We start from the raw sequence: 22,866 nt of genomic DNA, 5'->3' as shown, positions 1-22,866 counted from the left end.
AGAGCATTGTTCAGCTTTTTGAACCCCCTCTGCACGACGAATGCCGTTGACGCGCCACGCTTCCATTCCTACGGTTGTGCATAGGATTCCTTCGGACGGGAGCGCACATGGGCGGCATCGAGCAGGCGAGGAAGACGGCGGAGGGGCTTGAGTACTCCACCGGTTTCGGGAATCAGCACAGCTCGGAGGCGGTGCCGGGAGCGCTCCCGCACGGGCGCAACTCGCCGCAGCGCGCCCCGCTGGGGCTGTACGCGGAGCAGTTGAGCGGGTCCGCGTTCACCGAGCCCCGCGCCCACAACCACCGCAGCTGGCTGTACCGCATCCGCCCCTCGGCGGCCCACCCCCCGTTCGTCCGCGCGGACAACGGCGCGCTGCGCACCGCCCCGTTCACCGAGACCGTGCCCGACCCGAACCGGCTGCGCTGGGACCCGCTCCCCGAGCCCGCGCCCGGCACGGACTTCGTGGCGGGCCTGTGGACGCTCGGCGGCAACGGCGACGCGGCCCAGCGCACCGGCATGGCCGTGCACCTGTACAGCGCCAACGCGGCGATGACGGACCGGGTGTTCAGCGACAGCGACGGCGAGCTGCTGATCGTCCCCCAGCAGGGCGGGCTGCTCCTGCGCACCGAACTGGGCCTGCTGCGCGCCGAGCCCGGCCATGTCGCCCTGATCCCGCGCGGTGTCCGCTTCCGGGTCGAGCTGCTGGACGAGACCGCCCGGGGTTACGTCTGCGAAAACTACGGCCGCCCGTTCACGCTCCCGGACCTGGGTCCGATCGGCGCCAACGGCCTTGCCAACGCGCGGGACTTCCTGGCCCCGGTCGCCGCCTACGAGGACGTGGAACGCCCGGTCGAGGTGATCAACAAGTACTGCGGCAACCTCTGGACGGCGACCTACGACCACTCCCCGCTCGACGTCGTCGCCTGGCACGGCAACCACACCCCGTACGTCTACGACCTGCGCCGGTTCAACGTCATCGGCTCGATCAGCTACGACCACCCGGACCCGTCGATCTTCACGGTGCTGACCTCCCCCTCCGACACGCCGGGCCTGGCCGGGGTCGACTTCGTGGTCTTCGCGCCGCGCTGGCTGGTCGGCGAGGACACCTTCCGCCCGCCGTACTTCCACCGGAACGTGATGAGCGAGTACATGGGCCTGATCGAGGGCGCGTACGACGCGAAGACGGCCGGAAAGGGCGGCTTCGTGCCCGGCGGCGGCTCGCTGCACACCATGATGTCCGCGCACGGGCCGGACCGGGAGACCTTCGACCGGGCGAGCGCGGCCGAGCTGAAGCCGCAGAAGATCGACGACGGCCTCGCCTTCATGTTCGAGACCCGCTGGCCCGTCGTCGCGACCGCGCAGGCCGCGACGGCGGACCACCTTCAGCAGGGCTACGACGACGTATGGCAGGGTCTGAGCCGCAACTTCAGGCCGTGACGCATCCGGCGGGGGCCTGATCCGACGACGGGCCCCGGGGCCGGTGACGACGCATGCAGGAGAACCAGGTGCCGCAGCCCGCCGCGAACAGTCCCGCCCCCCGGGGCACCGCCTTCGCACCCGACTCGCTGGTCCTGAACCGCAAGCTGCCCCTGTGGTACCAGGTCTCGCAGTCGCTGCGGGCGTCCATACTGGGCCGCGCCCCGGACGCCACGCTGCGGCTGCCCACCGAGGAGCAGCTCGCCGCGCACTACGGGGTCAGCGTGCTGACCATGCGCCAGGCGCTCAAGGAGCTGGAGGCGGAGGGCCTGATCAGCCGGCACCGGCGGCGCGGCACGTTCATCGAGCCGCACGCCCGCCGGGGCTCCCCCGTCCGGCTGCTCGGCTCGATCGACGCGATCGTGGCCCAGCAGTCGGGCGAGCGCTCCACGCTGCTCGACCACGGCCCGGTCCCGGTCCCGGGCGACGTGGCCGAGCACTTCCCGGGCTGCGCGGAGGTCTTCGGCTACCGCCGGCTGCGGTGCGACGGGACGACCGGCGAGCCGACGAACTGGGCGCAGAACTGGGTGCACCCGGACGTCGCGGCGGACCTGGACCCGGCGGACCTCGACCGGTGGCCGATGACCAAGGTGCTGCGCGACCGGGTCGGCGTCCCGATCTCCCGGATCACCGACACGGTCGAGGCCCGGCTCGCCGACCCGGCCACCGCCGAACTACTGGGCGTCCCGCTGCTGAGCCCGATCCTGTACTACACGGGCGTCACGTACGACGAGGGCGGCCGGGTGGTCGACGTGGCCCGGATCCACTACCGGGGCGACCGGTTCTCGTTCTCGGTGACGGTGGAGGCGCACTGAGCCCGCGCGGGAAGGCGCCCTGACGCCGCCCCCGTCGCCGCCGTTACGATGCCGGGGAAGGCGGCGGGCGCGGCAGGCGGGGAGGGCGAAACGGTGGCAGCACCGGCAGCGGCCGGGTCCGGCGAGGGCCCGCGCGGCCCCCTCCTGGACGACCTGATGCCCTGGTCGGTCCGGCCGCTGCGCACCGGACGCGCCTGGGTGACGGCCCCGGACGCGGCGTCCCTGCGGGCCCGCTGGGACCGCCTCGTGCGGGCGTCGGGCGAGGAGCGCGACCGGCTGTTCGCCCCGAGCCGGGCCCGTACGCAGCAGAGCGCCGTGGCCGCGCTGCCCGGCCGGTCCGGCGCCACCGGCCGCTTCGCCCGCGAGACCGGCCCCTGCCCGGAGCCGGTGCGGGTGCTGCACGGGCCGTACGACGAGCAGTGGCTGCTGCCCGACCACCGGCTCGTCGACGTGGCCCGGCCCGAGCTGTGGCGGGTCGCCGACGACCACCAGCTCTTCCTGGTCGAGCACGGCCGGGTGCCCCACGATCCGGGCCCCGCCGTGTCGGTGACGGCGCTGCTGCCCGACGGCCACTCCCCCGCGGGCCGCCCCGGCCGGGTCCGCCCGCTGTACCGCCGCCCCGGCGGCCTCGAACCCAACCTCGCCCCGGGCCTGCTCCCCGTCCTGCGCGCCCGGTACGGGGAGGCCGTCACCGCCGAGTCGGTGCTCGCCTGGATCCTGGCGGCGGCCCGCCCCTCACCGGCCGGCTGCGTCGTCCCGCTCCCGGCGGACGCCACGCGCTGGGCGGAGGGGGTCGGGCTGGGCCGCGAGCTGCTGCGGCTCCAGCTGCGCGGGGCGCGCGGGGCGGAACGCCCCCGGCTGCCGGGCGGACAGCGCCCCTATGTGCGGGCGGCCGTCCCGCCGGTCCCGGCGCACCTGTCGTACGAGGCCGAGGAGCGGGTGCTCGCGCTCGGCACCGGCCGCGTCTCGCCGGTGCCCGCCGGTGCGTGGGAGTTCCGGGTGAGCGGTGTGCGCGTCCTTGAGCTGTGGTTCGAGCGCCGGGCGGCGATGTGCGGGGCGCCGGGGGCGGACGCGGCGGGGCTCGAAGCGGTCCGGCCGCGCGCCTGGCCGCAGGAGTGGACCTCGGAGCTGCTGGACCTGGTCACGCTCCTCGCCCTGCTGGCCGAGCTGCGACCGCGTCAGGAGGAGCTGGCCGAGGCGCTGGCGGCGGGCCCGGGGTGCGGCGAGGAGGAGCTGCGGGAGGCGGGGGTGCTGCCGGTCGGGGAGGCGGCGCGGCGGCCCGCTTCGGTCCTGGATCATCAGGAGGAGGGGCCGGACGGGCAGTTCGCGCTGCTGTGAGCGGGGCCCGGCTCCGCCAGGGCGGTCGGCCGGTCGAGGTCGGCGAGGAGGCGGACGAAGCCCTTCTCCAGGAAGGCGCGGAGCTCGTCCAAGGCGTCCGGCTCGTCCAGCGGCCAGCTGGTGACCGCCTCCTCGGCGAAGGCGAGCCAGGCGCGGGTGGCCAGGGGCAGCCGGGGCGACGGCTCCATTCCGAGGCGGCGCTGCCCCTCCGCGACCCGGCGGGCGAGGATGGCGCGGGTGGCCTCGACGATGTCCTCGACGGCGGGGTGGCTGCCGGCGGCGCCCCGGACCAGGGCGCGGTAGACCTTGCGGCGGCCGGTCACGTACGCGACGAAACCGGCGATGAACGCGCGCATCCAGGCGACCGGGTCGAGCGAGGCGTCCGGTTCGGTGGCGGCGGCGAAGTCGTCGCATTCCCGGCGCACCACGGACCGGTAGAAGTCGCGTTTGGAGTCGAAATAGTGGAAGAGCAGTCCGCGCGATATGCCGGCCCGCCGGGCCACGGCATCGGTGGAGAGCTCGTCCAGGGAACAATCGGCGAGCATGTCCACGCCAATCGCCACCAATTGCGCCCTTCGCTCGTCGGGGTGCAGACGCGCGGCTCGCTTCTCGGGCATGGGCACAGTGTAGAAGTAGTTCGGCACCGAATTACCTCGGTACCCATGCGAGGCCCGCCGGGCACAGCGGGTGACCGGGTGCGGACATGGCGACGCGCCACTGCCGGCTCCGGGGATGACGGAAGAGCGGGCAGCAGCGCGCTGCGGGAATCAGGACCGCCGTCGAGTCAGTGGCGGCTGCCGAAGAGCGAGCGCCGCAGCCGGCGCAGTGGCGCGAAGAGCGACACCCGTGCACTTCTGCTGCGCCGGGTGTGTCCGGCGTCGCGCGAGGTCAGCTCGCGCATCAGCAGCGTCGCTTCCGCCGCTTCGCGCTGCGGCACGACGGGGCCGCCCAGCACCGCGAGATGGCGGTCGAGGCGCGAACTCGTCGCGCTGCTCCCGCATGTGATGGCAGGCACGCGCGCCCTGCTGTGCACCGTTATCTGTTCCATGTCACTCCCCACCCGTACGAGGGCACTCGGCCCGGGCAGGTTAACCCTATCGCCTGCCGCCGACACTCGTGTATCCCGGGAGCGGGATTGCGCACACATATACGGAGGTTGACGAGGAGTCGGCGAATCCGCCCGATCCCGGGGCGAGTTGACGGGCGCGCCCCGCGAGGGGCGCGCCACCGTTCTAGTCGAGCGCGTTCAGGACCGGCAGGTAGCCGCCGGACTGCCCGGCGGCGAAGGGGTGGTACGACTCGCCGATGTTCAGCCAGTTGAGGCTGTGCAGCCAGGCGCTTCCGGAGCAGATCTCGTGCCCGGTGAAGGTGCCGGTGACGTCGCCGAAGCTGAATCCGTGGTCGGCGGCGCGCTTGGCGGTGGCCGCGTTGAGGTAGTCGGCGGCGCCGTTGATGGCGCCGCGCACCTTGTCGCTCAGCCCGACGACGCAGCTGCCGCCGATCTTGTAGAAGCGCGGGTAGCCGAGGACGACGACATGGGCGGCGGGCGCCTTGGCCTTGATCGCGTCGTACACCGAGTTGAGCTTGCCGGGCAGCGTGGTGTCCACGTAGCTGCGGGCGGTCGCGATGCGGTTGAGGCAGGTGGACTCCGACTGGAGGACACAGGTCGTCATGACGTCGGAGAAGCCCGCGTCATTGCCGCCGACGGAGATCGAGACGAGGTCGGTCGAGGAGTTGAGCGGACCGAGCTGATTGGCGATCACATCGCCCGTGCGCGCCCCGGAGCAGGCCGTGAAGGAGAAGGAGGCGGGCGAGTGGGCGGAGGCCCAGAGGGAGGGGTAGGCGAGGGTGCTGCGCTTGCAGTCGCCGCTGGAGCTGATGTAGCTCCCGGAGCCGACACCCGAGGAGTACGAGTCCCCGAGGGCGACGTAGTCGACGGACGCCGCGGCGTTCGCGGTGGTCGCCCCGGTCAGGGCGATGACAGCGCCGAGCAGGAGCGAGGACGAGAATGCCACGAGTCTGGACAGTTTCACGGAATCTCCCTTGAGCGACCGGCAGGATCTCTGCCTACTCAGTGGTAGCAGCGCGAAGGCCCTTTCCGGAAGTGTTCATGCCAAGTCGAAAGGGTGAGCTTCTGCCGAAGCGCTCATGACCGGCCACCCGCTCAACTCAGCGCACGCACACAGGGGTTGGCGCACTCCGGGGCGGATGGTCCACTCCATTGGTCCACGCCATTACCCCGGCGCCTGCCGGGGCGCGGCCCAGAACCGGGTGATTCCGCCGCAGACATCGGAGAGCGAGTCGGGAGCGCTGCGACCGGGTGGTGCGGGTCCGGGACGGGCGGGTCTCCTAGCCCCTGCTCAGTCCGCGAAGACGGCGCGCACCGCGTCCTCGGCGAGTTCCAGGGCGCGGGCGCGGGAGAGGCCGAGGCGGCGGGCCTGTTCCGCGTACGCGCGGGCCGCGGCGGCGGCGTTGCGATCGGCGGAGTCTCCGGCGGCGGCGACGAACGTGCCGTTGCGGCCGCGGGTCTCGATGACGCCGTCCGCCTCCAGCGCGCGGTACGCCTTGGCGACCGTGTTGGCGGCGAGCCCCAACTCCTCGGCGAAGCCGCGCACCGTCGGCAGCCGGTAGCCGACCGGCAGCGCGCCTGAACGGGCCTGTTCGGAGATCTGGGTGCGCAGTTGCTCGTACGGGGCGGTGCCGGAGTCCGGATCCACGGCGATCTTCAGGGTCACGGGCCGATTGTCCCCCACCGGCGGAAAATGGGAGGCGGTCGGGTCGGCGGCGCGGCTAGCGTCCGGCGCATGACTGTCCTCGTACGTGACTTCCGGCCCGACGACGCCGAGGGGTGGGTGCGGGTGCGGCGCGCCGCCCTCCCGTACATGATCACCACGCCGGAGCAGGCCGTGGCCGACCTCGCCGGAGCCCCGGCGGCGCGGCGGTACCGGATGCTGGTCGCCGAGGAGGACGGCGAGATCATCGGGACGGCGCAGGTGGGCCTGGCCCATGAGAGCCCGGAGCCGGGGTCGGCCTTCTGCAATCCGTACATCCATCCGGAGCGGACCGGCCGGGGCGCGGGCACGCTGCTGCTGCGGACCGCCGAGGAGTATCTGGCCCTGGTCGGGGCCACCACGGTCTACGCCTGGGTCCCGGACACGCCCGGCGACCGGGCGTTCGCCGCGAAGCACGGCTACACACCGAGCCGGCCGGCCCACTTCCTCCATCTGGACCTGGCGAACGGCGCGCTGCCGCCCCGTCAGGAGCTGCCGCCCGGTGTCGAGCTGCGGACGGGCGCCGACTTCGCCGACGATCCGCGCCCGCTCTTCGAGGCGGACGCCGAGACCACGGCCGACGAGCCCAGCGACACGCCTGCCCGATTCGAGGACTACGAGGAATGGCTCGCCGACACCTGGCGGGCGCCCGGTCTCGACCACCACCTCACCTCGGTCGTGCTGGCCGACGGCGAGGTGGCGGCCTTCAGCGCCGCCCGGACCGACGGGGCGGGCCGCTACGCGTCAGCGATGACGGGCACCCGGCGGGCGTACCGGGGCCGCGGCCTCGCCAAGCTCGCGAAGAACGACTCGCTGCACCGGGCGCGCGCGGCCGGGTGCACCGACGCCTACACCGGCAACGACGCCGGGAACGGGCCGATGCTGGCGATCAACCGCTGGTTCGGCTACGCCATCTGCGCCACGGAGGTACGCCATGCCCGCAGGCTCGGCTGACGCCGCTCTGACCGTCGTCCTGGTCAAGGCGGGGAAGACCAAGATCAGGTATCCGGCGGCCCCGGTCGCCGACGACGGCACCCGGGTGACCGTCCGGGCCCCCTGGGCCGCCCCTGGCGTCCGGGACTTCGGCTTCGTCCGCTTCGAGCCGGGCGACGTCTTCACCGAGCACTACTGGCGGGACGCCTGGTTCGCGGTGAAGGAGGTCCGCTCCGGCACGGGCGAACTCAAGGGCTGGTACTGCGACGTGACCCGCCCGGCCGTGCTCCGGGACGGCGAGCTGGTCGTGGAGGACCTGGACCTCGACCTGTGGGTGTCGGCCGACCGCTCGGAGATCCTGCGCCTGGACGAGGACGAGTTCGCCGCGAGCGGGCTGGCCGTGCGCGACCCGGAGGCGGCGAGGGCCGCAGCCGCCGCGCTGGACGAGCTGGAGCGGCTGGCCCGCTCGCCGGAGGGCCTGACCCCGCGCCTGACCTGAGCGCCGGTCTCACCCACCGCTCATCGGCCCCGGGCCGGTCTCCTCGGCGGCGGCCGGCCCGCGCACGGGGGCCACCAGCGCATACCGCTCGTCGTCCACGTCCTTGGCCCACAGCTCACGGTCGCCGGAGAGCCGTTCGTGGTGGACGCGCTCGGTGAGCGGGGCGAGCAGCGCGGTGAGGCGTTCGGCGGAGAGGCCGGTCCCGTTCCACACGCCCTCCACCAGGACCAGCCTGCCCCCGGGGCGCAGGAGTCCCGCCCAGTGGCGGAGGACGGCCGCCGGGTCGGGCATCAGCCACACCACGTGCCGGGCGAGGACCACGTCGAACCTGCGCTCGCCGACGGGCGGCCGGGCCGCGTCCCCCGCCAGCACCTCGGCGTCCGTGCCGGCCAGCTTGGCGCGGGCCCGCTCCACCATGCGCGGCGAGCTGTCCACACCGGTGAGCCGGTGGCCCCGGCCGGCCGCGAGCAGGGACAGGCTCCCCGTACCGCAGCCGAGGTCGAGCACGTCGGACGGTGCGGCGGGCAGCCAGCTCTCCAGCCGCCGCGCCCAGGCGGCGCGGACCACCGGGTCGAGGAGCCCGTGGTCGGCCTCCTGGTCGAAGGTGTCGGCGAGGGAGTCCCAGTCGGTCGTCGTCATGATCCGATCGTGTCAGCCGCCACTGACAACGCCCCCGTCCCGGCGAGGACGGACCTCACCGGGACGGAGGCGTCACGGGTCTAGCCGATGACCGAGGCGCAGTCGGTCGGGGTGGCGTGCGACGGGTCCAGGGCGTTCGCCACCTCGTGGTAGGCGACCCGGTCGATGGTCCCGATCGCCACGTGCTCGGAGAGGTCGACCGGGCACAGGTCCTGGAGCAGGACGTTGCGCACGTCCGGCCCGTCCAGGAACTGGGTCCGGTACGGGGTCACGACCTCGTCGTACCGGGTCGCGATGACGGTGTAGTGCACGCCGGGCACGGTGTCCGGCAGGGAGTTGAGCTTGGTGATGAAGGGCGATCCGGCCACCTGGTCGGCGAGTCCGGGCGTACCGGCGTTGAGCAGGTACTCGGCGCCGGGGAAGTACGGCAGGAGCTTGGTCAGGCCGAGCAGCGTGGTGCCGTGGTTGTCGGGGGCGAGCCCGATCATGGCGTTCACCTTGGCGGCTCCGCCGAGGAACTTCAGGTAGTAGTTCGGCATCATGCCGCCCTGCGAGTGGCCCACGATGTCCGCCTTGGCGGCGCCGGTGGAGGCGAGCACCTTGTCCACGAACGCGGCGAGCTGGCCCGCCGACCTGTCGATCGGGCCGAGGCCGTTGAAGACCGGCACGCCGGGCAGCTGGCCGTAGTCGAGCGAGTAGACGCAGTAGCCCCGGTTGACCAGGTAGGGGGCGAGGACCAGCCAGTTGTCGACGGAGTTCCCGAAGGTTCCGTGGACCAGGACGACGGGGCGGGGGTGGGCGGCGGAGGGCTTGCAGGAGTAGTCGTTCCAGCCGCGCGAGGTGGCGGCCGTCGCCGTGGCGGGGGCGGCCGCCGCGGTCGCCGTGGGGGTGGCGACCGCGGCGACGGCGAGAAGCAGGGCGGCGAGCGTCCGGCGGGCGCGTGGGGAGCGCGACGCACGGGTCCAGGGCAGCATCGTGGGGGTCTCCTTGCGGCTCAAGGGAGTTGCGATGTCTGTGCACCCTGCGGCCCGGACCACAAGTTTCCGCTGATGTTCTGCGTGCTCATGCCAAATTACGCACGAGTAGGGTTCGCTGGGAAGTTACGCGTCGGTAAAAAGTCCGCGGGGCCCCCGGGCGCGGCCGGGTGGCCGGATCACGCGACCGGCCCGGGGCCCGCACGGCCTCGCGCGCACCGCTCAGGCCGCCAGCCGCCCCGGCATCACGGCCCGGGGGCCGAACCGCTCCCGCAGCTCGTCCGCGACCGCCTCGATCCGCCGGGCCCGCTCGTCCACCGGGTCGAAGCTCAGCTGCCGCGCCGCCCTCCCGGCCTCGCCCAGCCCTTCCGCGCGCAGCCCGATCCCCCGTACCCGGGCCCGTTGCAGACCGAACGAGCCGTGAATGCGGTACGCGAGCGCGGTGAGCTCCGCGGAGTGCGCGGTGGGCTCGCGGAGGGTACGGCTCCGGGTCAGCGTCGAGTAGCCGGCGCGGTCGGCGTAGCGCACGGAGACCGCGAGCGCGCGGCACACCTGCCCCTCGCCGCGCATCCGCGCCCCCAGCTCCTCGGTGAGCGACATGAGCGCGCGGCGCTGCCGCTCCGGGTCCAGCTCGTCGCGCGGGAAGGTGCGCTCGGCGGCGACCGAGCGGGCGGCCGCGTTCGGCCGGACGGCGGTGCGGTCGATGCCGTGCGCCCGCTCCCACAGGTCACGCCCGGTCCGCGTCCCGGTGATCCGTTGCAGGGTGGCGAGCGGGGCCGCCGCGATCCGGCCGACGGAGTCGAGCCCGTACCCGCACAGCGTCCGGGCCGTCGCCGCCCCGACGCCGTCCAGCGCGGCGGCCGGCCGGTCCGCGAGGAAGGCGGCCACCCCGTCGGCGGGCACCACGAAGGTCGTCCCGGGCGCGGCCTGCCGCAGCGCCATCCGGGCCAGCATCGGGTTCGGGGCGGCCCCGATCGCGCAGTCGACCCCGTGCAGGGCCAGCGCGCGGACCCGGATCACCGAGGCCAGGCCCCGCACGTCCCGCCCGAAGTAGCGCAGCGCGCCGCGCACATCGGCGAGCGCCCCGTCGGGCGGCGCCGCCTCCACGACCGGGGTGAACGAGCCGAGCAGGGCGAGCAGCCCCGCGTACCCGGCGGCGTCCGGAGGCCCGCCGCCGACCCGCCGGAACCGCAGGCAGAGGACGTCGGCCCCGGAGGCCCCGGCCGCCCCGGAGGCACCGGCCGCCCCGGAGGTCCCTGAAGCCCCTGAAGCCCCTGAAGCCCCTGAAGCCACGGAAGCCCCGGTCATCCCGCGCTCCCCGGGCTCTGGTGCCACAGCTTCCTTCCGGTGGGCAGCCCCTCGCCGGGCGGCTTGAGGTCCGCCCAGGGGTTCATCTCGTAACCGGTGGGCATCCGGATGCGCCGCCCGTCGTCACCGGACCCGGTCTCCGCCTCCGGCTCCGTCTCGGCCTCGGGCACCTGCGCCAGCCGCTCCGCGACCGCGTCGAGTCCGCCGGTGCGCCGCAGCTCGGCCAGCTCCGCCAGGTTCCAGGCGGCCGCGCCGACCACGCTCAGGCTGCGCGCCCCGCGCCGCTGCACCACCCCGCGCACCAGCAGCAGCCAGGAGTGGAAGACGGTGTGCGCGCAGGCGGCGTGGCTGTCGTCGAAGAAGGCCAGGTCGACCAGGCCCGTACCGTCGTCCAGGGTGGTGAAGACGACCCGCCGGCCGGAGCGGATGGGCGGGGTCTGGGTCGCCGCCTTGGCGCCCGCGACCAGCACGGTCTCCCCGTGCCGCGCCTCGCGCAGCCGCTTGGCCGAGACCGCGCCGAGCTCCTTGAGGAAGGCGTGGTGATCGCTCATCAGGTGGCGCGAGACGTCCATGCTCAGCACGCCCAGTTCGGCGCTGAGCCGTTCCGCCTCGTTGAGGTCGGGCAGGCCCGCGGACGCGGTGCGGTGCCCGCCGCCGAGCGGGAGCTGCGCACCGGAGCCCGCGCCGCGCTGGGCGCGGTGCAGTTCGGACAGGTGGAGCAGCAGATCGCGCCGGTTGGCCCCGAAGGCGTCCAGCGCACCGACCTGGGCCAGCCGTTCGGCAGCCGGCTTTCCCGGGCGGGCCCGCTGCCAGAAGTCCAGCAGTGAGCTGTAGGGCTGACCGGCCTCGATCCGGGCGACCTCGGCCTCGCTGATCCCGTGCACGTCGGAGAGCGCGAGCCGCAGGCCCCAGCGCTCCGCCCCCTCCCCTTCCTCAGACACCAGTTCGATTCGATGGGCGGCCGCCGACCGGTTCACGTCCAACGGGAGCACGGGCACCCCGCGCCGCCGGGCGTCGGCGAGCAGCAGCCGCTTCGGGTACATCCCGGGGTCGTGGGTGAGCAGCCCGGCGTAGAAGGCCGCCGGGTGGTGCGCCTTCAGCCAGGCCGACTGATACGTGGGTACGGCGAAGGCCACCGCGTGCGCCTTGCAGAAGCCGTAGCTGCCGAACGCCTCGATGATCTCCCAGGCGCGGGCGATGACCTCCGCGTCGTACTTGCGCGCCGCCGCGTGCTGGGCGAACCAGACCCTGATCAGGGCCTGGGACTCGGGGTGGGAGAGCCCGCGCCTGACCCGGTCGGCCTCGTCGCGGCCGCAGCCGGTCATGATGTCGACGATCTGGATGATCTGCTCGTGGAAGACCACCACGCCGTACGTCTCGCGCAGCGGGCCCTCCAGGTCGGGGTGCGGATAGCGGACCGGCGCGCGGCCGTGCCGGGCCTCGATGAACGGGCGGACCATGTCGGCGGAGACCGGGCCCGGCCGGAACAGCGAGATGTCGACCACCAGATCGTGGAAGTTCTCCGGCTGGAGCCTGCCGACCAGGTCCCGCTGGCCGGGCGACTCGATCTGGAAGCAGCCCAGCGTCTCGGCCGTCCTGATCAGCTGGTACGTGCGCGGATCGCCCGGCTCCACGGCGTCCAGGTCCACCTCGCGCCCGGAGGCCCGCTTCACCTCGGCGACCGCGTGCGCCATCGCCGACTGCATCCGTACGCCCAGCACATCGAGCTTGAGCAGCCCGAGGTGCTCCACGTCCTCCTTGTCGAACTGGGACATCGGGAAGCCCTCGCCGCTGGTGGGCACGACGGGAGTGCGGCGCAGCAGCGAGGCGTCCGAGAGGAGGACCCCGCACGGGTGCATGGCGACACCGCGCGGCAGTGCGTCCAGCGCCTCCACCAGCTCCCACAGCCTGCCGTACGACTCCTTGGTCCTGGCGACCTCGCGCAGTTCGGGCAGTTCCTCCATGGCCGCGCGGGCGTCGCGGGCCCGGATGTGCGGGAACGCCTTGGCGAGGCGGTCCGTCTCGGCCGGGTTCATGGAGAGCGCGGCGCCGACGTCGCGGATGGCGTGGCGCACCCGGTAGGTCTCGGGCATGGCGACGGTGGCGACCCGCTCGGCGCCGAAGCGGTCGATGATCGCGCGGTAGACGTCGAGGCGGCGGGCCGACTCGACGTCGATGTCGATGTCGGGCAGCACGAATCGGCGTTTGGACAGGAAGCGCTCCATCAGCAGCCCGTGCTCGACCGGGTCGGCGTGGGCGATGCCCAGCAGGTGGTTGACCAGCGAACCGGCCCCGGAGCCCCGGGCGGCCACCCGCACCTTCATCGCGCGCACGTCGTCCACCACCTGGGCGACCGTCAGGAAGTACGAGGCGAAGCCGTGGTGGGCGATGATGTCCAGCTCGTGGTGCATCCGGTCCCAGTACCCGGGCCTGCGGTCGTAGCCGCGCAGCACCATGCCCGCAGCGGCGCGGGAGGCCAGTACCCGCTGGGCGGTGCGCCGCTCCGCGCCGACGAGACCGGGCTCGGGGAAGTGGACGGAGCCGAGGCCGATGTCGCCCCCGGGGTCCACCACGCACGCGTCGGCGGTGTCCCGGGTCTCCGCGAGCAGCCGCGCCCCGGCACCGGCGCCGAGCCCGGCGGCGGAGGTGATCCGCTCGGCGGTCTCCGCCATCGCACGGGCGTCCTTGAGCCAGCGCTCACCGCTGTCGAGCGGGGCGCGGCGCGGGTCGACGGGCACGAGCCGGCGGGCGGCGTCGAGCACGTCGGCGACCGGACCCTGTCCCGGGTCGGCGTACCGGACGGCGTTGGTCAGCACGGCCCGTACGCCCTGCTCGGCGGCGAGGCCGAGGGTACGGGCGGCGAGCCGCAGCGAACCCGGCCCGGTGCCGGTCCGCCCGTGGTGGACGGCTTCGAGGCGCAGGCCGTCGCCGTACAGCTCGCGCCAGGGGGCGAGGAGGGCGGCGGCCAGGTCGGGGCGGCCCGCCGACAGGGCCCGGCCCACGTCGGAGGCGGGGCCGAGCAGCACGACGAGCCCTTCGGCGGGCAGCGCGGGCCGGTCCACCAGGGGCCGGCCGCCCTCGGGGACGGCGGCGTGGGCGGCGGTGACCAGACGGCACAGCTCGGCCCAGCCCAGGGCGCCGTCGCGGGCGAGGAAGGTGGCCCGGGGCGCCGATTCATCGACAAAGGCACCTCCTCGGGCGGGGGTGCGGGGGCGTCGGGCGGGCCCGCCCCCCGGCACCGGCCCCACCGCGAGGTCCGCCCCGAACAGCGGGCGCACCCCTTCCCGCTCGCAGGCCCGGGCGAACCGGACCACGCCCGCGAGGGTGTCGCGGTCGGTCAGCGCGAGGGCGTCCAGGCCGCGCTCGGCGGCGCGCTCGGCCAGCCGCTCCGGGTGCGAGGCCCCGTACCGCAGGGAGAACCCGGAGGCGGTATGCAGATGCGTGAACCCTGGCACCTGCACCTCCTGAACCGATTCGTACGCGCTGGCCACCCCCTCGCTCTCCACCATAAACCAAGTTTCGAACACTCGTACGATACTCGGCGCCCGCCCGGTCCGCCCCGGTCACGCACCCCTCTCCTTCCGCCGTTCGGCCGCGCCCCGACTGCGCGCGCGAGGGGCAGCCCGGAGCGTGGGGGCATGACTTTCGCCGACGAGGTGAGGAACGCCGTCACTCCCCGGGCAGCTCTGCTCGTCATCGGGGTGCTGGCGCTCCAGCTGCTGTTCATCGCGTCCTACATCGGGGCGCTGCACCACCCGAAGCCGACGGACGTCCCCTTCGGCGTCGTCGCGCCCCAGCAGGCGTCCGCCCGGCTCGTCGCACAGCTGGACGGCCTCCCGGGCGGGCCGCTCGACCCGCGTACGGTCTCCGACGAGGCCACCGCCCGCCGGCAGATCCTCGACCGCGAGATCGACGGCGCCCTGATCGTGGACCCCCGGGGCACGAGGGACACCGTGCTGGTCGCCTCCGGCGGGGGCACCGTCCTGGCCACCTCGCTCACGAAGATCGTCAAGGAGGCGGAGGCGGCCCAGCGGCGCACCGTGCGCGCCGTCGACGTGGCCCCGGCCTCGCGCCAGGACTTCGACGGGCTGTCCGCGTTCTACCTGGCGGTGGGCTGGTGCGTCGGCGGCTATCTGTGCGCCTCGATCCTGGCGATCAGCGCGGGCACCCGCCCCGCCAACCGTCAGCGCGCGCTGATCCGGACCGGGGTCATGGCGCTGTACGCGATCGCGGGCGGCATCGGCGGCGCGCTCATCATCGGCCCGGCCCTCGGCGCCCTCCCCGGCAGCTTCTGGGGGCTGTCGGGCCTGGGCGCGCTGACCGTCTTCGCGGTCGGCATGATCACCCTCGCCCTGGAGGGGCTCACCGGCATCGTCGGCATCGGCCTGGCCGTCCTGATCGTGGTCATCGCGGGCAACCCGAGCGCGGGCGGCGCCTTCCCGCTCCCGATGCTGCCGGACTTCTGGCGCGCGATCGGCCCCGCCCTGCCGCCGGGCGCCTCGACCTGGACGGCCCGCTCGATCGCGTACTTCCAGGGCAACGCGGTGACCGGCCCCCTCCTGGTCCTGTCCGCGTGGGCGGTGGCGGGCACGGCGGGCACGCTGCTGACGGCGATGCGCAGGACCCCGGACCGGCCGACGGCGGAGGCGCCCCGCCACTAGCATCGGCCCCCATGATCACTCTGGCCGTCACCATCGGGCTCACGTTCGTGGGCTACGCCCTCACCTATCTCAACGGGCTGCGCCTCGCCCAGCGCCAGGAACGCCTCGCCCGGGTGAACCGCCAGCTCGGCGAGTTCTACGGCCCCCTGTTCGCCCTTACCGAGGCCAACAGCCGCATCTTCGCCGCGTTCCTGGAGCGCAACGCCCGCCCCGACGGCAGGTCCCCCTTCGACCACGAGACGCCGCCCACCGAGGAGGAACTCACCGAGTGGCGGCTGTGGGTCACGACCGTCTTCCTCCCGAACATCCGGGCCATGCGCGATCTCGTCCTCGCCCACGCCGACCTCCTGAGCGAGCCGGTGATGCCGCCCCTCCTGCTCCAGCTGTGCGCCCATGTCTCGGGTTACGAGATCACGGCCGCCCGGTGGTCGCGGGGCAACCACGAACAGCACCTCTCGGTGGTGTCGTTCCCCAGCCGGGAGATAGCCGCGTACGCACGCAAGGGCTTCACCGAACTGAAGAGGGAGCAGGCCCGCCTGCTGGGGCAGCGGCACGCCCGCTGACACGTACCCCGCACGGCGCACAGCACCGGTCGGCCACCACACGCCCCTAGGCACGGCAGGTGCATGGCGGCATTCTGGAGCGACCTCGCACATCCGCGAGGACGGTCCAACTGCCCCTCTCCCCACGGAGGTTGTTCATGCGCCGTCGCGTCGCCACCCTGCTCGCCGCCCTCGGGCTGTCGCTCCCGCTCGCCCTGCTGCCCGTCGCGTCCGCCTCGGCGGCCCCCGCGGACAAGCCCCAGGTCCTCAGCTCCTGGACGCAGACGAGCGCCGCCAGTTACAACGCGTGGAACTCCGCCCGCAACAACAAGGGCGCCTGGTCCGCGTACGGCTTCGACTGGTCGACGGACTACTGCAGCACCTCGCCCGACAACCCCTTCGGCTTCCCGTTCCAGACGGCCTGCGCCCGCCACGACTTCGGGTACCGCAACTACAAGGCCGCCGGCACGTTCTCCGCCAACAAGGCCCGGCTCGACAGCGCCCTCTACGCGGACCTCAAGCGCGTGTGCGCCGCCTACTCCGGCGCCAAGCGGACCTCGTGCGACGCCACGGCCTGGACGTACTACCACGCGGTGGACATCTTCGGCGTGGCACCGGCCGGGGCGGGTGCGGGCAGAGGCTGACCGGCACCCGCGCGCACATGGCCCCCGGCGGGACCGGGGGCCATGTGTCCGTACGGGACCGGGCGTCAGTTCAGGGTGACGCCGTAGGCGCTCAGCGCCTCGGTGACCGGCTGGAAGAACGTCGTACCGCCGGAGCTGCAGTTGCCGCTGCCGCCGGAGGTCAGGCCGATGGCCTTGCTGCCGGAGTAGAGCGGACCGCCGGAGTCGCCGCCCTCGGCGCACACGTTGGTCTTGATCATGCCGTAGACGATGTCACCGTTGCCGTAGTTGACCGTGGCGTTGAGCCCGGTGACGGAGCCGCTGTGGGTGCCGGTCGTGGAGCCCCGGCGAGTCACCGACATGCCGACCGTGGCGTTGGCCGCACCGGTGATGGTGACGCCGCCGACCGTGCCCGGGTGGGCGAGCGCGGTGTTGTCGTAGCGCACGATTCCGTAGTCGTTGCCCGGGAAGCTGGAGCCGACCGTCGGGCCTATGTAGGTGCTGTTCGAGGAGTTGGTGTACCAGGGCGGATTGCCGTCGGTGCAGTGACCGGCGGTCAGGAAGTAGTACGTGCTGCCGCTGTGGACGTTGAACCCGAGGGAACAGCGCCAGCCGGGGGCGTAGATCGCGTCACCGCCGGAGAGCAGCTTGTTGAACTTGCCCGGCGTGTGCTCGATGCGCAGGGCACCCGCGTTGCCGCCCGCGGAGTCCTTGATCTGCTTGATCTCCGCCGCGGAGACCGTGCTGTCGACCGTGACCACGACCTTCCCGGTCTTCTGGTCGACGCTCCACGCGGTGCCCGCGATGTCGGCGCCGAGTACGGCGTCACTGGCGGCGGCGAGCTGGTTGGCGCTGTACGTTCCGGTGGAGTTCGCCTGGGCGGTGGGGGCGGCCAGGGCGCCTACGGCCACCAGGCCCGCCGCGATGGCGACGATCCTGCTGCGTCTGGCGGTACCGCTGAGGGGGGTGGTGCGCTTGATCCTCACTGTCATTCCTCCCGAGGGGAATCGGGGGCCCGCCTGTGGGGTGGTCGGGCCCGTGAGGCGCAGTCAGGCACACGGCCATCCGTCCGCATTCCGGATATGCCGTGCCCCTGACAAGCGCTGCTCGGGAGTATTCAAGGCGTCAACCTTCTCGCGCAAGGGTGCCTTTTGGCCTGAGGTCCCGGCAGACCCCTCAGCTGTCGACCCGCTGCCGCTCCCCCGCCTCCACGGCCACCGGAAGGGTGTTGCCGGGCGGCGGGAAGGGGCAGATGAAGTGGTCCGCGAAGGCGCACGGGGGCAGCAGCGCACGGTTGAGGTCCACGGTCACCGCGCCGTCGGCGTCCGGCGCGGCGGGCCGCAGGAACCGGAAGCGGTAACTGCTGTTCCCGCTGGTGGCGTCGGCGAAGACGGCCCAGAGCGACCCGTCCGGCTCGACGGCGGCCTGGAGCGTGTGCCGGGCCCCGTCCAGCTCGAAGGCGATCTCCCCGGCGAGCCCGAGGCCGCGTTCGACACCGTCCGCGTTCTCGACCCGGACGGTCCGCGCGTCCGCGTACGGGCGGAAGGTGCCCGGCACCGCCCAGCGCGGGTCGTACGGGGTCGCCTCGATCGCCCGGAAGGCACGCCGCGCGGGCGATTCGGGGTCGAAGACCCGGACCGCCCACAGGCCCTCGCGGCTGAGCACGACGAGCCTGCGCCCCTCGTGGGCCACCCGGGACGCGCCGACCGGCCCCCGGTCGGCACCGAGCCGGACCTCCCCGGCGAAGGGCTTCCCGTCGACGGTCAGCCCGTCCTCCGGGGCGGCGTCGAGCACCAGTGCGCCGTCCTCCTCGCGCCACCGGCCCGGGACGGCCGGAATTCGCCCCTCCGGGTAATCCGCGAGCCAGTGGGTCCCGGTGAGGGAGAGCGGACCGTGGGGCGCCGAGACCGTGGCGGTCCGCTCCTCGTGCCAATGCTCCCAGTCCCGCGCTGCCTGCTGCTGTGCGTGCGTGCTCATGGTGGTCAACCTTTCCATACGGGCGCGGTGATCCCGAGGTGCGACCGCAGCGTCGAGCCGGTGTACGTACGGCGGAACGCCCCTCGGTCCTGGAGGAGCGGAACGACCCGGTCCACGAAGCCGTCGAGACCGCCGGGACCGTGCGGCACGAGGACGAAGCCATCGGCGGCGCCCTCGGTCACGTACCCGGCGAGCAGCGCGGCGACAGCGGCCGGGCTGCCGGTGAACGGTTCCCGCGCGTCGGTGGCGTCGGTGTCATCGGCGTCGTCGGCGTCGAGTACGAAGCCGACGCGGAGCATGACCTTCAGCTCGTCGTGCGTCCGGCCGTGGGCCGCGAGCCGTCCCTTCACCTCCGCGTAGTCGGCGCGGGCGGCGCCGAACGTGGTGTGCGGGAGGAGAACGATGTCGGCGGCGGACGCGGCGAGTTCCCGGTCCTCCGGCGAGTCGCCCGCCAGCACGGTGACGGGATGGCCCTGCGGACAGCGCTCCACGGTGAACTCGCCCTCCACCGCGAAGTGCCGCCCGTGACGGGCGACGGGGCGCGGAGTGCCGTCGGGCGCCCAGGAGTCCCAGAGCGCCCGCGCGACGGCGACGCACTCGGCGGCGCGCGGGTGCCCGCCGGCCGGGGGGTGCGCGTGCCAGGCGGCCCGGCCGGCGCTGAGGTGGTCGAGGGTGGCGAGGCGGCGGGCCGGCTCGTAGGGCTCCCCGAGGGCGGTACCGGCGGCGAGCCCGAGCCGGTCGGTCCCGGCGGCGAGGGCGGCCAGCACGGTGAGCGCGTCGGGCCCGCCGGCCGCCCCCTCGGCGACGAGCAGGAAGTCGAACAGGCCCCGCTCCGCCGTGCGCGCGAGCTGTTCGTACGAGGCGAACCCGGCCCGCTCCCCGGCGCCGGGGACCTGCGCGGCGAGGTGCATCCGGCGGGGCCGCGCGGCCGTCATGCGCGCGCCCCGGCGGATGCGTACCGGCGGGCGGGCCGGGCCAGCCCCAGGTGCTCGCGCAGGGTGCCGCCCGGGTAGAACGTCCGGAACAGGCTGCGGTGCTGGAGCAGGGCCACCGTGCCGTTCACGATCCGTTCGAGGTCGCGCCCGGGGGTGATCGGGGTGAGGTGGAAGCCGTCGACCGCGCCGCTCCGGTACCACCGGGTGATCAGCGCGGCCAAGTCGACCGGGCCGCCCCGGTAGTAGGTCCCCCGGTCGGCCGGTGGCGGCTCGTCGGCCAGCCCCGGTTCCGGCGCCGTCTCGGCGTCGCCGAGGTCGACGGTGAGCGCGGCGAACACCAGCAGCGCGTCGGGATCCCGGCCGTGCGCGGCGGCGCGGCGGCGCACGTCCTCGCGTATCGCGGCGGTCCGCTCGGGGGTGGCGGCCCGCACGAGGACGACGTCGGCGTGGCGGGCGGCGGCCGCCCTGGCCGGTTCGGGCGTGCCGTCGATGACGAGGACGGGGTGGCCCTGGGGCGGTTCCCAGTGGTCCCAGTGCCGGGCGCAGAGCTCCGCGCACTCCCCGGCCCCGTCCCACAGCGCGTCGGCGGACGCGGCCGGGCGGCGGCCGAACAGCCGGGCCTCGGCCTCTGTCGCGGACACCCCGAGCCGCCAGCCCGCCCGGCCCCGGCTGACCCAGTCCAGGGTCGCCACGGCGGACGACAGGCGGGAGGGCTCGGTGTGGGTGGCGGTGACCGTCGGCACGAGGCCGATGCGGCGGGTGGCGGGGGCCACCCGGGCCAGGACGGCGAGCGCGTCGGGGCCCGGCCGGGCGTAGGAGTCGCCGAGGGTGACGAAGTCGAGCGCGCCGCCCTCCGCGAGCCGGGCGAGGCCGGTGTGGTGGGCGGCGTCGTACCGGGGCGGGCCACCGATCTCGGCGGCCAGGTGGAGGGCAGGACGGGATGCGGATGTACGCGCGTGCATGCGGAGGCTCCGTGGATACGGTGATCGGACACGGGGCGCGCCCTCGGCGCGAGACGCGGAATCGCAGCAGCGTGAAGCGTGGCGGACGGGCCCCTCAGCCCGGTCCTGCCCCGAGACAAGCGGTGCCGGAGGCCGGCTGTCAAGCCTGTCCACACTGTGAGCAGTACGTATCAGGGCAGTTGACGGGTCATCGGATGGCTGTTCCACTGGGGCCATGCAATCGCAGCAGTGGCTGGTCAAGCGCTCCCACATCGACTTCGGTCGCGTGTGGTCCTGTTCCTGTTGAGCCGACGCCCTGCTCCCCGCGCCCGCCCCACCCTTGTCCAGGCGCGCCCTCGCACATCCGGCACAGCAGCACACCCTCCCCTCGCCGCGTCCCGCTCCGCCATGCCGCGGAGCGGGACGCAGGGGTGACGACGTCCAGGTGACACCGCCTCAGCAGTCGCACCCGCAGTCACAACCGTCGCAGCAGCTGCAGCAGTCGCAGCAATTGCTGCACGCGTCACAGCCGTCGCAGCAGTCCCCGCAGTCGCACTGACTGCACAGGCCCTCGCGCCGCTGACGCGACCAGGGGTCCTCGAAGGTGCCGCAGCACATCTGGCAGGTGCAGGCGAGCCCCGCCCACACCAGGCAGCCCATGACGAGTCCGCGCCGGTCGCGCGGCGGCTCGGGCGGCCGGGGCCCGGAGGGTCCGCCCGGCCCCGTGGGCGCGTACGGATTGCCCGGTGGCGGCCCGAAGGAGCCCGTGGGCGCCGTTCCTGACGGTCCGCCGGACGCGGTCAGGAGTCCGCCGGACCGGTGGGAGCAGACGTCCGTGGCGAAGGCCCGGTCCACCGAGCGCCGCAGTTCGTGGGTCAGCAGCACATGGACGAGCCGGCCGTCGGTGAACTCCGCGTCCGCCAGCGCCAGCCGTACGCCCTTCAGCGCGTCGTCGGCCAGCCGCCGGGCCTCGGCGCGCGAGGTGCCCGTCGCGGTGAGCGGGTTCCAGGCACCCGCCGCCGCGTCGGCCTCCTGGTCCTCCACGGCGTCCAGCAGGTGCGCGAGGCGCCCGAAGAGGCGTCCGGCCTCGGCGAGCGGTCCGGCGTTGTGCGGCTTGCCCGCGAGGACGGCGGTGTGCGCGAAGGCCGCGGCGGTGGCGGTCTCGGTGGGTTCGGTGACCGTCAGCAGCGGAGTGCCGGGGCCTGCGAGGAGTTCGATGCCGGTCTGCCGGTCGACGGCGTCGACCAGGACCGCGGTGTCGAAGCCGAGCTGGGCACCGGTGCGCGCCCCGGCCCGGTCCCAGCTCGCCGCGACCCGGCGGGCCGCCGCGGCGACCGGGCGGCGGGCCAACAGGCCGTCCCGGTCGGCGACGTGGTCCCGCACCTTCGCCGAGGCGAGGACCAGCGAGACGGCGGCGGCGAGCCGGGCGCCCTCGCCGCGCGCGACGGGCGCGGTGCGCATGGAGCGCAGGGGGCAGGGGCCGGCCGTGCGGCGCTGGCCCGGGGTGCGTTCGGCCTGAGCCTCCGTCAGGACCGAGACGATCAGGCCGTCGTAGTTGGTGACGACCCGGGCGAACTGCCCGTGGTCGGAGCGGAGTGCCAGACAGAGCCCGCAGAGATGGGCCATCCACTCGGTCTTGAGCCTCTCGGAGAGGCGATGCGTACAGGGCCTGACTATTCCGAACACGGCCGTCCCCCGGGTTTCGTTCGCGTATGCGCCGCACTCGGGCGCGGACGCGACGGCATCGTACCCAGCGTCCGGTTCACCCGTACGTCCCCCATGTCACCCGTACGGCCCGGACATCATATTTTCTTTCTTCAGGGCCCTTTAACCGTACGAACCCTGACGAATCGCCACATCCTCTGCACCAGTACCGTCACGAATGCCCTGCGCGCCGCCTATCCCCTTGGCGCACGATCCGCATCATGGACGACCATAGGGATACGAAAGAGATGCGGAACACCAAGGAACCGCGGTGAGAGGAGGCGTCCATGGGATCGGTGCGCAAGGCGAGTGCCTGGCTGGGCCTCGTAGAGGACAACGACGAGCGGTACTACGACGACGACGAGTACGCCGAGGGTGCGCGGACCGGCACCGGCCAGGCGTGGGTGACCGATCCCCGGGTGCGGGTGGCCTCCGAGACCGCCCAGGAGACGGGCCGCCGGATCGCCACCGTGACCCCGGACAGCTTCCGGGACGCCCGCGCCATCGGCGAGCTCTTCCGGGACGGCGTCCCGGTGATCATGAACCTCACGTCCATGGACTCCGCCGACGCCAAGCGCGTGGTGGACTTCGCCGCGGGCCTGATCTTCGGACTGCGCGGGTCGATCGACCGCGTCGCCACCCGCGTCTTCCTGCTGACCCCCGCCGACACCCAGGTGATGAACGGCGAAGCCGTCGGCCGCCCGGCCGACGGCTTCTTCAACCAGAGCTGA

21 protein-coding genes and 1 pseudogene are annotated in these 22,866 nt (G+C 73.8%); 9 read left to right on the top strand and 13 right to left on the bottom strand.

Translation table 11 applies throughout. From position 1 onward, the window contains the following. Nucleotides 1-107: 107 nt before the first annotated feature. Genes hmgA through ACZ6C6_RS22650 form a run of 3 tightly spaced genes read left to right on the top strand, consistent with a single transcriptional unit; the run spans nucleotide 108 to nucleotide 3,628 of the window. On the top strand, nucleotides 108-1,436 hold the full coding sequence (gene hmgA / locus ACZ6C6_RS22660; protein WP_469205088.1) for a homogentisate 1,2-dioxygenase: 1,329 nt from the start codon (nucleotides 108-110) through the stop codon (nucleotides 1,434-1,436). A gap of 53 nt (nucleotides 1,437-1,489) precedes the next feature. Then, nucleotides 1,490-2,290, top strand: a complete 801-nt coding sequence (locus tag ACZ6C6_RS22655) for a GntR family transcriptional regulator (protein ID WP_469205087.1) — start codon at nucleotides 1,490-1,492, stop codon at nucleotides 2,288-2,290. Nucleotides 2,291-2,338: 48 nt separating this feature from the next. Next, nucleotides 2,339-3,628: a type ISP restriction/modification enzyme gene (locus ACZ6C6_RS22650; protein ID WP_469205086.1), complete on the top strand. Its 1,290-nt coding sequence runs from the start codon at nucleotides 2,339-2,341 to the stop codon at nucleotides 3,626-3,628. On the opposite strand, the gene ACZ6C6_RS22645 is transcribed toward ACZ6C6_RS22650, so the two are convergent. The 4 genes from ACZ6C6_RS22645 to ACZ6C6_RS22630 form a co-directional block, all read right to left on the bottom strand. Beyond that, nucleotides 3,589-4,245, bottom strand: coding sequence for a TetR/AcrR family transcriptional regulator (locus tag ACZ6C6_RS22645; protein ID WP_469205085.1), 657 nt, complete (start codon nucleotides 4,243-4,245; stop codon nucleotides 3,589-3,591). The genes ACZ6C6_RS22650 and ACZ6C6_RS22645 overlap by 40 nt on opposite strands. Nucleotides 4,246-4,412: 167 nt before the next feature. After that, the gene (locus ACZ6C6_RS22640; RefSeq protein ID WP_469205084.1) at nucleotides 4,413-4,676 is read right to left on the bottom strand and encodes a hypothetical protein; all 264 of its coding nucleotides are present in this window, start codon (nucleotides 4,674-4,676) and stop codon (nucleotides 4,413-4,415) included. A gap of 184 nt (nucleotides 4,677-4,860) precedes the next feature. Next, nucleotides 4,861-5,643 carry an SGNH/GDSL hydrolase family protein gene (locus tag ACZ6C6_RS22635; RefSeq protein ID WP_469205323.1) on the bottom strand — a complete coding sequence of 261 codons (783 nt, stop codon included), beginning with the start codon at nucleotides 5,641-5,643 and terminating at the stop codon, nucleotides 4,861-4,863. Between the two features lie 345 nt (nucleotides 5,644-5,988). After that, nucleotides 5,989-6,363 (bottom strand): GntR family transcriptional regulator, encoded by a 375-nt coding sequence (locus ACZ6C6_RS22630; protein WP_469205083.1) that lies wholly within the window; start codon nucleotides 6,361-6,363, stop codon nucleotides 5,989-5,991. 69 nt (nucleotides 6,364-6,432) lie between these two features. On the opposite strand from ACZ6C6_RS22630, the gene ACZ6C6_RS22625 reads away from it, so the two are divergent. Both ACZ6C6_RS22625 and ACZ6C6_RS22620 read left to right on the top strand, forming a co-directional pair. Then, the gene (locus ACZ6C6_RS22625; RefSeq protein ID WP_469205082.1) at nucleotides 6,433-7,353 is read left to right on the top strand and encodes a GNAT family N-acetyltransferase; all 921 of its coding nucleotides are present in this window, start codon (nucleotides 6,433-6,435) and stop codon (nucleotides 7,351-7,353) included. Then, the gene (locus ACZ6C6_RS22620) at nucleotides 7,334-7,831 is read left to right on the top strand and encodes a ribonuclease FAU-1 family protein (RefSeq protein WP_469205081.1); all 498 of its coding nucleotides are present in this window, start codon (nucleotides 7,334-7,336) and stop codon (nucleotides 7,829-7,831) included. Before ACZ6C6_RS22625 ends, ACZ6C6_RS22620 begins: the two co-directional genes overlap by 20 nt. Before the next feature lie 54 nt (nucleotides 7,832-7,885). Here ACZ6C6_RS22620 and ACZ6C6_RS22615 read toward each other — a convergent pair. From ACZ6C6_RS22615 to ACZ6C6_RS22600, 4 genes and pseudogenes are all read right to left on the bottom strand, one after another. Beyond that, a pseudogene (locus ACZ6C6_RS22615) lies at nucleotides 7,886-8,470 on the bottom strand (class I SAM-dependent methyltransferase); the annotation flags it as partial. An 80-nt stretch (nucleotides 8,471-8,550) separates the two neighbouring features. Further along, nucleotides 8,551-9,444, bottom strand: coding sequence for an esterase/lipase family protein (locus ACZ6C6_RS22610; protein WP_469205080.1), 894 nt, complete (start codon nucleotides 9,442-9,444; stop codon nucleotides 8,551-8,553). A 222-nt stretch (nucleotides 9,445-9,666) separates the two neighbouring features. Further along, nucleotides 9,667-10,752, bottom strand: coding sequence for a DNA polymerase Y family protein (locus ACZ6C6_RS22605; protein WP_469205079.1), 1,086 nt, complete (start codon nucleotides 10,750-10,752; stop codon nucleotides 9,667-9,669). Further along, the gene (locus ACZ6C6_RS22600; RefSeq protein WP_469205078.1) at nucleotides 10,749-14,261 is read right to left on the bottom strand and encodes a DNA polymerase III subunit alpha; all 3,513 of its coding nucleotides are present in this window, start codon (nucleotides 14,259-14,261) and stop codon (nucleotides 10,749-10,751) included. The genes ACZ6C6_RS22605 and ACZ6C6_RS22600 overlap by 4 nt, the downstream gene beginning before the upstream one ends. Before the next feature lie 129 nt (nucleotides 14,262-14,390). On the opposite strand from ACZ6C6_RS22600, the gene ACZ6C6_RS22595 reads away from it, so the two are divergent. From ACZ6C6_RS22595 to ACZ6C6_RS22585, 3 genes are all read left to right on the top strand, one after another. After that, nucleotides 14,391-15,413, top strand: a complete 1,023-nt coding sequence (locus ACZ6C6_RS22595; RefSeq protein ID WP_469205077.1) for a DUF3533 domain-containing protein — start codon at nucleotides 14,391-14,393, stop codon at nucleotides 15,411-15,413. Between the two features lie 11 nt (nucleotides 15,414-15,424). Next, nucleotides 15,425-15,976, top strand: coding sequence for a hypothetical protein (locus ACZ6C6_RS22590; RefSeq protein ID WP_469205076.1), 552 nt, complete (start codon nucleotides 15,425-15,427; stop codon nucleotides 15,974-15,976). 137 nt (nucleotides 15,977-16,113) lie between these two features. Then, nucleotides 16,114-16,599, top strand: coding sequence for a phospholipase (locus tag ACZ6C6_RS22585; protein ID WP_469205075.1), 486 nt, complete (start codon nucleotides 16,114-16,116; stop codon nucleotides 16,597-16,599). A 65-nt stretch (nucleotides 16,600-16,664) separates the two neighbouring features. Here the strand turns inward: ACZ6C6_RS22585 and ACZ6C6_RS22580 are convergent, their stop codons facing one another. The 5 genes from ACZ6C6_RS22580 to ACZ6C6_RS22560 form a co-directional block, all read right to left on the bottom strand. Continuing rightward, the gene (locus ACZ6C6_RS22580) at nucleotides 16,665-17,564 is read right to left on the bottom strand and encodes a S1 family peptidase (RefSeq protein ID WP_469205074.1); all 900 of its coding nucleotides are present in this window, start codon (nucleotides 17,562-17,564) and stop codon (nucleotides 16,665-16,667) included. A gap of 190 nt (nucleotides 17,565-17,754) precedes the next feature. Then, nucleotides 17,755-18,555 (bottom strand): DUF1684 domain-containing protein, encoded by an 801-nt coding sequence (locus tag ACZ6C6_RS22575; RefSeq protein ID WP_469205073.1) that lies wholly within the window; start codon nucleotides 18,553-18,555, stop codon nucleotides 17,755-17,757. Nucleotides 18,556-18,560: 5 nt separating this feature from the next. Next, the gene (locus ACZ6C6_RS22570) at nucleotides 18,561-19,490 is read right to left on the bottom strand and encodes an LLM class flavin-dependent oxidoreductase (protein ID WP_469205072.1); all 930 of its coding nucleotides are present in this window, start codon (nucleotides 19,488-19,490) and stop codon (nucleotides 18,561-18,563) included. Continuing rightward, a complete protein-coding gene (locus ACZ6C6_RS22565) occupies nucleotides 19,487-20,452 on the bottom strand; it encodes an LLM class flavin-dependent oxidoreductase (RefSeq protein ID WP_469205071.1) in 966 nt (321 codons plus the stop codon). The genes ACZ6C6_RS22570 and ACZ6C6_RS22565 overlap by 4 nt, the downstream gene beginning before the upstream one ends. A gap of 435 nt (nucleotides 20,453-20,887) precedes the next feature. Further along, nucleotides 20,888-22,057 carry a DUF5685 family protein gene (locus tag ACZ6C6_RS22560; protein ID WP_469205070.1) on the bottom strand — a complete coding sequence of 390 codons (1,170 nt, stop codon included), beginning with the start codon at nucleotides 22,055-22,057 and terminating at the stop codon, nucleotides 20,888-20,890. 365 nt (nucleotides 22,058-22,422) lie between these two features. Here ACZ6C6_RS22560 and ACZ6C6_RS22555 point away from each other — a divergent pair, with 365 nt between their 5' ends. After that, nucleotides 22,423-22,866, top strand: coding sequence for a cell division protein SepF (locus tag ACZ6C6_RS22555; protein WP_469205069.1), 444 nt, complete (start codon nucleotides 22,423-22,425; stop codon nucleotides 22,864-22,866).

Source organism: Streptomyces sp. NPDC041814 (assembly GCF_055590565.1).
The sequence above is the reverse complement of the archived record's forward strand: the minus strand, read 5'-3'. Positions and strand labels throughout refer to the sequence as shown.